This window comes from Accumulibacter sp., from assembly GCF_029255145.1.
Classification (GTDB): Bacteria; Pseudomonadota; Gammaproteobacteria; order Burkholderiales; family Rhodocyclaceae; genus Accumulibacter.
Window position 1 is genome coordinate 1 of sequence record NZ_JAPUVQ010000025.1, and the last position, 7,856, is coordinate 7,856.

Genomic DNA, 7,856 nt, shown 5'->3' on the forward strand with positions numbered 1-7,856 from the left:
CGATCTGGAAAGAAAACCAAAGAAGACCCAAACAGCGAAGAAAAACCAGCTTTACATCAAAGCCTCGAAGAACACCCAGTTTCACGCCAGCGGATGGCGACCAGTTTCAGGTTGGCCGCGACAGTGAAAAACCCCGCGAGCCTTTCGACTGGCGGGGTCAGGAGGGTGATATCAGGAGGCGTTAGATGGCGTCGTTATTGGACGGTCTTCACAAAGGGAAACCGTGGTCTGTCCCCGAAAACCCCGCCCACGGCGAGTGCGGGGTCTGGGGCAGAGCCCCAGGATCTACTCGCCTGGGCTGCTCTTGCCCGACTGTCGTCCATGATCGGGCGGCACTTGATCCGTGTCGCATATCCGCCGCGACCATCACCGTACGTGAACATCGGAACATCAAATCGGCTGACCGCACTCACGGATACCGGTGATTTGACCGGACTACCGATTTACACCGCCCGATCCGCCTCCTATACTTTTGCTGACCTGACAACAATAAGCAACAAAGACAAACAAATGTCAGCACTTTTGGAGGTGGGTCATCGTGAAATCAATTGGCTTCTCGGTAGCCTGAGCGCTTTCTATCGCCTGCCGTTCGATGCCGCGCTCGTGGCGCAGGAACTTCCGCCAACGTCCACCATCGCCACCCTGAACGAAGCCGTGTCTTCGCTTGGCCTGAAAGCCGTACCCTGTATCAGAGGAGGTCTTGCGTCGATGGGATCTGAAACCTCGGAGCGATAGTGAGCTGGAGAAGTAGCATGGAGAACGGAACGGCAGGACCTCGGATTCTGAGGGGACGGGCAATGGGCAACACGAAAAGTATCCGAAGTGTAAACGGAAATGTCTCTGACCCCTTTGAGGTTGCTTTGCACCAGGCCGGGATGATCGCCGCGCCGTTTGATCACGGCAGCAACCACCTCTTCCTTGCGAATGTGTGCCTTGGCAATATGCTCGATTTGCGCCCCTTGGGCCGCCGCCAGCGCTTGCGCGCCGGAGCGGATGCGCTCCCGCAGAGGCTCGGCAAAGCGAGGATAGTCAAAGATGCGGATGTGCCTGGCGTTGAGAAAACTCGTCATCCCCGCCGCGTAGCACGCCCCCGGCAAGGTTCCCGTAATCACTATCCGGTCGTAGCAGGACGGTGTCCCGGCCAGCCGATCACGATATCGATCTGTCAACATCGTCGTCATGATCGCCTCCGATTACTCGTTTTCGCTACGACGACACGTTTCACCTGTTTGGTTCCGGCTTCGCCGGCTTAGGTTTCTTATCCTTAATTGGGGAGTTCGTATGTTTCTTTTCGCAAGTTTCCGTGTCTCGCGCGCAATCAAGAGCATGGATTACGCGTTTCTGGAAGAGGCTCTTCCGATACTTGCAGACCAAAGCCTCTTGGCCAAGCTTGCCCTTGAAGTCGAAAAGGAAGCACTCTGTTTAGCGGCCGTAGAGAGGCTAACCCATACGACCATCCTGGCCAAGGTCGCCGCCGAAGCTAAAAATGTATCTGTTCGCAGCTGCGCCGTGGGAAAGCTCAACGATCAGGCGCTCCTCAACAAACTCGCCCTCGAAGCGAAAGATGAGTCGATTCGACGGAGCGCCGTGGAGAAGCTCACGGATCAGGCCCGCCTCGCCGAAATCGCCACAGAGGACGAATCCAGCGATGTCGGAATGGCTGCCACGAAGAAGCTTACCGACCAGACCCTCATCGCCAAAATCGCTACCGAGGGCAGAAGCAGCGATGCCCGAAAGGTCGCCACAGAGAAGCTTACCGACCAGACCCTCCTCGCCAAACTCGCGACCGAGGACAAACACAGCGATGTCCGAAGGGCCGCCGCGAAGAAGCTTACAGACCAGACCCTCCTCGCCAAAATCGCGACCGAGGACACAGACAACATTGTTCTCCGAATCTACGCCATACAGAAGCTTGCAGACCAGACCCTCCTCGCCAAACTCGCCACCGAGGGCGAAGACATCTATGTCCGAAGGGTCGCCGCGAAGAAGCTTACAGACCAGACCCCCCTCGCCAAACTCGCCGTCGAAGCGAAAGATGAGTCGATTCGACGGAGCGCCGTGGGGAAGCTCACGGATCAGGCCCTCCTCGCCAATATCGCCATAGAGGACGAATCCATCGATGTCGGAATGGCCGCCACGAAGAAGCTTACCGACCAGACCCTACTCGCCAATATCGCCACCAAGGGCAGAACCAGCGATGTCCGAAAGGCCGCCACAGAGAAGCTTACCTACCAGACCCTACTCGCCAATATCGCCATAGAGGACGAATCCAGCGATGTCCGAAGGGCCGCCACGAAGAAGCTTACCGACCAGACTCTACTCGCCAATATCGCCACCAAGGGCAGAACCCGCGATGTCCGAAAGGCCGCCACAGAGAAGCTTACCGAGGACGAAGACAGCGATGTCCGAAGGGCCGCCGCGGAGAAGCTTTACGATACGCTTGGCTGGTCTACCGCGCTTACCACCGATACCGATAGGCTTACCGACCAGACCCTCATCGCCAAAATCGCGACCGAGGACACATACGACTACTTTCTTCTCCAAATGTACGCCATACAGAAGCTTGCAGACCAGACCCTCGTCGCCAAACTCGCCACCGAGGGCGAAGACAGCGATGTCCGACGTTGGGCCACAAGGGTGCTTACCGACCAGACCCTGCTCGCGAGGATTGCCACCAGGGACGAAGACCGCAGTGTCCGCCAGGCGGCCGTAGAGAAGCTTACCGACCAGGATGTCCTCGCCAAGATTGTCCTCGAGGACACAGACGACGATGTCCACGAGGTGGCTGCACAGAAATTGTTCGACGAAAGCAAAAAGTCTCAGAAACTGGCCAAGTGCCGTCAAGGTCATCACGCGGCCCAGCGGATATCGTGCCCAGTGCGCGTAGGCGACCGCGCGATAGAGGACGTCCTCGGCTTCATCGAAACGCTTCTCGTCCATCAGTTGATGCGCCCTGTCATATTCCTCGGTGGCCCGATCGGTGCAGTAATTGCGCAGCGGCTCGGGTGGCAGAAACTCGGGCGGCAAAGACAACGCGCGATCTACCGGCGGCGCATGCGGTTCGCGCGCCATCGCGGCCAACTTCGCCTGCACTGCCTCCCAACCGTCGTCGCCTTGCCGAAGCAGACGATGAGGAAAGTCGTCGAGCGATCCCGCTATCGACACGGGCTCCAGGCGTTTGGCGCCGGTGAGCAATGCCGCATCCTTCAACGCGGCGAATGGGTCCTCCTGCTCGATGACCACCAGCGTCGACGTCTGCTTGCCCGCCGCACGGATCAGTTCCAATTCCTTCAGCACGCCCGCAGTGAAGCCGAGGAAGTGCATGACGATCATGCCCGCGTTGCGGACCAGTAAAGCTGCCAGCGATTCCCAATCCTCGTCTGCCAGGACGAATGCCGGCAGCGGCCCGCTCTGTCCCGCTGGGTTCTGGATACCCACCACGGGCAGAGATGGTTCCACCGCCGCCTGGAGGCGCCGCTGCATGTGGTTGTCGAACTGCCCGGCGAGGGTCACCACCTGCGGCAGTCCGTACGGGTCGTTGCGCGCGCCATAGACGCGTGGACCGAGGCCAAAATTGCGCAGATAAAGACAGAACGGTGTCTGCCTGAGCACGGCTTCCCCCACGATCTCGGCCGCGCGTTGATGCGGTTTTTCCTTGAAGAACAGGCGTAGCGAATCGAGCGCCAGTAGCCGGGACTCTGAAAGCTGCGCTCCCGTCCTGCCGGCGCGCGGCGGATAGTCCGGGTAAGACATGTTCATCAGTTCCAGCAGCGTGCCGTCCACCACGGGTGGCAGATAGCCCATGAACGGGGGAGGATTGCCGCCGTTCATATCAAGTGCTACCGAGACGGGAAGTCGCCAGCGTGGGCTGCACGCCCGAAGCCAATTCCGGGCATGTCCGCTGTTTCATGTTGCAGACGCCTGCCGAGATCTTGTGGAGGCATTCGGGCGAAACCGACTGTGCTGAGAGGGGTGGCCGGCCACCGTATGGCTGAGCCCGGCAGGCCGTCCAGGCAGAGGTAGCGCCGAATGGTGTCGGCACCAGTGGGTAGTTGCTGTTCTTTTCTCATCAATTGAAAAGCATAGGACATTTGGCGCGGCCTCAAAAGGTCTTGCTGGGCCACGACAGGAACCGTCAATCACGCCCCCCTTGTGCTGGCCGTACCGCCCTGACGAAGCTGACCTGTCCCTCAGGCAATCGCCTCAGAGCCGCTTCTGCAAATTGCTCACCCACAGCCAGAGGGCGTACGAGATCGAGACGATCAACAAGGGTGGCAGCAGCGAGGGCATCGGCAACGGCATGATCATCCAGACGGCAAGCCCCACCAGAACGCCCCACAGCACGCGCACCCCGAGGCTGTGTCGGATCGGGCTCTGGGCCACGAAGGAATACTTCCGGATTTCCCGCACGAGCTGGCCGTCGCTGTAGGCCGCCATCACCAAGGGGATGCCTGGCACCAGCCATCCCATCAACACTTGCAGGCGGTAGGCGACCAGGCCGATCCACAACCAGGTCGCGACGATCCGGCCCTGCGCCCAAGCGCTGAGGTCGGAACTCCCAAAGGGTCCCTGCCCTGTCGATTGAGCGTCGATGATGAAGCTGCGAAAATCCGACGCCAGCGATTTTTCCATATCGTCCAGGGTACGGCCGTAGACATCGCTTTCACCCTTGCCAGCAATCGCGTAGACCTCCGCCCGTTCGGCGATCCAGGCATTGCGGATCGCCGTCGGCGGAATGAACGCCCAGGTAGCCGCCATGAGCAGAAACAGCGCGACGGCAACGAAGGTACTCCAGGCGTTGTCGGTGCGCGCAGGCCTCATGGCTGCGTCAGCAGGATGGGAAACCGCCCCTTGAGCGTCCGGCCGCCCGAAAGGCGGGCGATGAAATGCAGCGGCGGCAGCTCACCCAGCATCGCCGCCGGAAAGAATTCCGCCTCCGCCTCCATGATCTGTTCCTGATAAGACGCGGTGTATTCGTCCTGCACGTGGCTATCGACGTTGTGCCCGTAGCGCAGGGCCATCGACCGCACCTTGATCTGCGGCATGCCTTCGGCCAGGTATTTTTGCGTTTCGGAATCCAGAACGCGCAGGGCGATCTTGTTGTTGGTGTTGGCGAGCACCTGACGGGCCTTGTTTTCGTCGCCGAGTCGGCTGGCAAAGTCGGCAAAGGTCTGGGTGGCGATGGTCACCCGAAAATCCGCGCCGCCGCCCTTGTTCATGAGTTGAATGGCCGGCTGGTTGAGAACCTCGGCAGCTTCGTCGATGAAGAGATTGACCGGCGTCAGCGAATCAATCCCGTAGTTGTAGCGGTCGCCCGCCACGGCGGCGAGGTCGGCCAGGAGGATGGAGCCGATGGCGCTGCCCACCGTCGAGTCGGCCAGCGAATCCAAACCGATATAGACCACCTTGTTGCCGTGAATGATCTTCGACATGTCGGTCACCAGCCGCTCGTGGCCGGGCTCGAAGTCCGGTGAGAGGAGCGCCTGCAGGGGGTCGCTGGTGAGCATCGAGAGAATCGGGATCAGGGACGCCACCATCTTCTGGAAGTGCTCGCGATTGTGCTCGTAGGTCGAGATCAAGCCATCGAGATCCACGGACTGCGCTTCATGGATGGCGATCTCCCGGTAGAAGTCGATGTAGGCTTCCAGCAGCCGATCCTTGTAGCGCCGGATATGGGACGAGGCAAGGCTTTCCCAGTCCTTCACCTGGCGGGTGAAGTGAGCTTTCAACGCCCGCTGCAGAAGGCTTTCGGGGCCACCTTCAACGTACCGTCGTAGTTGCACCAGATTCGGCCGATGGCCGGTGGCAATCATGCCGTTGGTGATGTCGTTGAGCACTTTCCAGCCGAAGGCGGTGAACGGGTCGGCACCGGTTTCCGAGGGGATCAACGCCGCCACGCGACTGGCCAGTTCGGTCTTGCGGTTCCAGTTGCGCAAGGGATCGATGCACGCCGACCGGTCGGGATGCGCCGGATGAAAATACACGAAGCGCTCCCCTGCCCCGCTGGCGTCACACGCGGCGCGGGCATTCCTGGCCAGCGCGTGATCACCCTTCGGATCGATGATGATCACCGTCTCACCCCGGAAGATCGCCTGGGCGATGAGCAGATCGAACAGGCGGGTCTTGCCGACACGGGTCGTGCCGACGATCAGGGTGTGCCCGACCAGGTGGGCGAGTTCCGAATAGAGATCGTTTTCTGGAGCGAGGCCATGGACCCAGTAGGCGCCCTCGGTCTGTTGGGCGGCTTTGCCGAGCGTCCTGACGACGCCGAGTGAAATCAGGGTGTGCAGCTTGCTCGCCTCGATGTCGGTCCAGGGAAACCCTGTTCCCAGCCAGAGCGCCTGCCGTTGAGCGGCCTGGAGGGCCTTCTTTTCGAGTTCCCCGAGATCAATGAACGCCTTGCCGAACGAGCGCAGACGCGAGGCATCGAGCAGCCGCTGGTAGGCCTGGTAACCGCGGCAAGCCGCGGCCAGAGCACATCCGACGGCGAGCAGCGCCGAGAACTGGGAGAACAACGGAACCGCCCAGGAGAAAGCGATGATCATGGCCGACGCGAGCGCCCAGACCAGAGCCATTTTGGCTTCAAAATTGGGGCGCCACGGAACCTCGATGTCGTAGGGAGAAGAGGCGGCCATCACACGCTGCTCGACGATGGCGCCGACAGATGGCCGGCGCGCTTTCGTCTGTCGCGCGTTTGGGCGTATGCCGTGACCCGCTTCGCAGGATCGAACGTCTGGTCGGGCTCGGTCGTCGGCGCGGCGAAGGCGATGGACTGATCCAGGTCGGGCCAGCGATCGGCGTCGCACTCATCCCTGAGAAGCAGCGGCTCATGGAACTGGCCGCCCGATCCTGTGCGCATCATTGCACTCGGGTCGATGACCGGCGTTTTCATCGGAGGCTGACGGCGCTTGATGCTAACCGGCGTCAGCGCCCTGCCGCCGCACCCGCGTCGTTGTCCTGGAAAAGCAGGTGCATGACGGCAACGCCGGCCCAGATCGCTACCGGCCATTCGGCAGCTGGAATCCAGATCGTGAGCACCAGCAGCCCCTCGATTCCGATCGACAGCAGGGCGAGAGCGCTGGCAAACCGACGATTGAAGATCCCGCCATGCCTGGACACGGCGAGAATGAATCCCAGCCAGACCAGGGCGCTGACGATGGCTACGTCCAGCGACCTGCCCCTGACGAGCTGTTCCGTCAGGCCGCCGAGAAGTGTCGCGCCCATAGCCAACCAGACGAAGCCTGCCGAATCCGGCATGCATTTCCAGTCACCACGAAGACTCAAGAGGCGCCAGCAAGGCGACGCCAGGGATGTGATCAGGCCGGCTTGTTCGTTGCGCATGTTCTCCTCCTCCGTAATGAGCGCCCTGCAACGTCCCGCTCCACCGCGAGCGGCGCCGATCGAGACGCTATCCAGAACGATTCTACGGATGGCTGAAAAAATGCAAGGCCCTGAAAAGCGTCCTTTCTGGCCGCTTTTCGGAAAAAGTTATCCACAGAAATCGCCCCTCAGAGAAGTTATCCACGTGAAACCTGTCTCAAACGCCATTCGCCGCAAACCCAGGCTACAAGGGGCTTCCAGAGGAGGGGAAAAGTTATCCACGTGAAACCTGTCTCAGTTAACGTGAAACCTGTCTCATAACGACGTGAAACCTGTCTCACGACCTCGGCTACAGGCCTTGCGTGGCAAGGGTTTGAGGGGGGTCTACAAGTAGTAAACAAGTAAATTCAAGTAATTTCAGATTTCCTGATCCCGGCCGGGAATGTAGGTAGAATTCCGGAATTGCGAGTAGCACTTTATTTCGAAGGCCATAATTTTCGTATGGCATAGACCAAGCGTCGCTAGGAGTGCAAGGA

The 7,856-nt window shown here is 60.2% G+C and carries 7 protein-coding genes; 2 read left to right on the plus strand and 5 right to left on the minus strand.

The genetic code is table 11. The features are described 5' to 3' along the window. Positions 1 to 575: 575 nt before the first annotated feature. Positions 576 to 1,181, minus strand: coding sequence for a hypothetical protein (locus Q1L50_RS01970; protein WP_300335505.1), 606 nt, complete (start codon positions 1,179 to 1,181; stop codon positions 576 to 578). A gap of 145 nt (positions 1,182 to 1,326) precedes the next feature. Between Q1L50_RS01970 and Q1L50_RS01975 the strand changes: the two genes are divergently transcribed. Both Q1L50_RS01975 and Q1L50_RS01980 read left to right on the plus strand, forming a co-directional pair. Further along, positions 1,327 to 3,354, plus strand: a complete 2,028-nt coding sequence (locus tag Q1L50_RS01975) for a hypothetical protein (RefSeq protein ID WP_300335506.1) — start codon at positions 1,327 to 1,329, stop codon at positions 3,352 to 3,354. 129 nt (positions 3,355 to 3,483) lie between these two features. After that, a complete protein-coding gene (locus Q1L50_RS01980) occupies positions 3,484 to 3,672 on the plus strand; it encodes a hypothetical protein (protein ID WP_300335507.1) in 189 nt (62 codons plus the stop codon). A 531-nt stretch (positions 3,673 to 4,203) separates the two neighbouring features. Here the strand turns inward: Q1L50_RS01980 and Q1L50_RS01985 are convergent. From Q1L50_RS01985 to Q1L50_RS02000, 4 genes are read right to left on the minus strand one after another with little or no spacing between them, the layout of a single operon-like run. Then, positions 4,204 to 4,821 carry a DUF4400 domain-containing protein gene (locus Q1L50_RS01985; protein ID WP_300335508.1) on the minus strand — a complete coding sequence of 206 codons (618 nt, stop codon included), beginning with the start codon at positions 4,819 to 4,821 and terminating at the stop codon, positions 4,204 to 4,206. Next, positions 4,818 to 6,635 carry a conjugative transfer system coupling protein TraD gene (gene traD, locus Q1L50_RS01990; RefSeq protein WP_300335509.1) on the minus strand — a complete coding sequence of 606 codons (1,818 nt, stop codon included), beginning with the start codon at positions 6,633 to 6,635 and terminating at the stop codon, positions 4,818 to 4,820. The genes Q1L50_RS01985 and traD overlap by 4 nt, the downstream gene beginning before the upstream one ends. Next, complete coding sequence (locus Q1L50_RS01995; RefSeq protein ID WP_300335511.1) at positions 6,635 to 6,892, minus strand: hypothetical protein; 258 nt, start codon at positions 6,890 to 6,892, stop codon at positions 6,635 to 6,637. The genes traD and Q1L50_RS01995 overlap by 1 nt, the downstream gene beginning before the upstream one ends. A gap of 32 nt (positions 6,893 to 6,924) precedes the next feature. Next, complete coding sequence (locus tag Q1L50_RS02000; RefSeq protein WP_300335512.1) at positions 6,925 to 7,341, minus strand: hypothetical protein; 417 nt, start codon at positions 7,339 to 7,341, stop codon at positions 6,925 to 6,927. Between the last annotated feature and the right edge of the window lie 515 nt (positions 7,342 to 7,856).

What these genes read in the sequence shown, in the direction of transcription:
- Q1L50_RS01985 (WP_300335508.1), bottom strand. Translation starts at nt 4,821, where the DNA reads ATGAGGCCTGCGCGCACCGACAACGCCTGGAGTACCTTCGTTGCCGTC.
- traD (WP_300335509.1), bottom strand. Translation starts at nt 6,635, where the DNA reads ATGGCCGCCTCTTCTCCCTACGACATCGAGGTTCCGTGGCGCCCCAAT.
- Q1L50_RS01975 (WP_300335506.1), top strand. Translation starts at nt 1,327, where the DNA reads ATGGATTACGCGTTTCTGGAAGAGGCTCTTCCGATACTTGCAGACCAA.
- Q1L50_RS01995 (WP_300335511.1), bottom strand. Translation starts at nt 6,892, where the DNA reads ATGAAAACGCCGGTCATCGACCCGAGTGCAATGATGCGCACAGGATCG.
- Q1L50_RS01970 (WP_300335505.1), bottom strand. Translation starts at nt 1,181, where the DNA reads ATGACGACGATGTTGACAGATCGATATCGTGATCGGCTGGCCGGGACA.
- Q1L50_RS02000 (WP_300335512.1), bottom strand. Translation starts at nt 7,341, where the DNA reads ATGCGCAACGAACAAGCCGGCCTGATCACATCCCTGGCGTCGCCTTGC.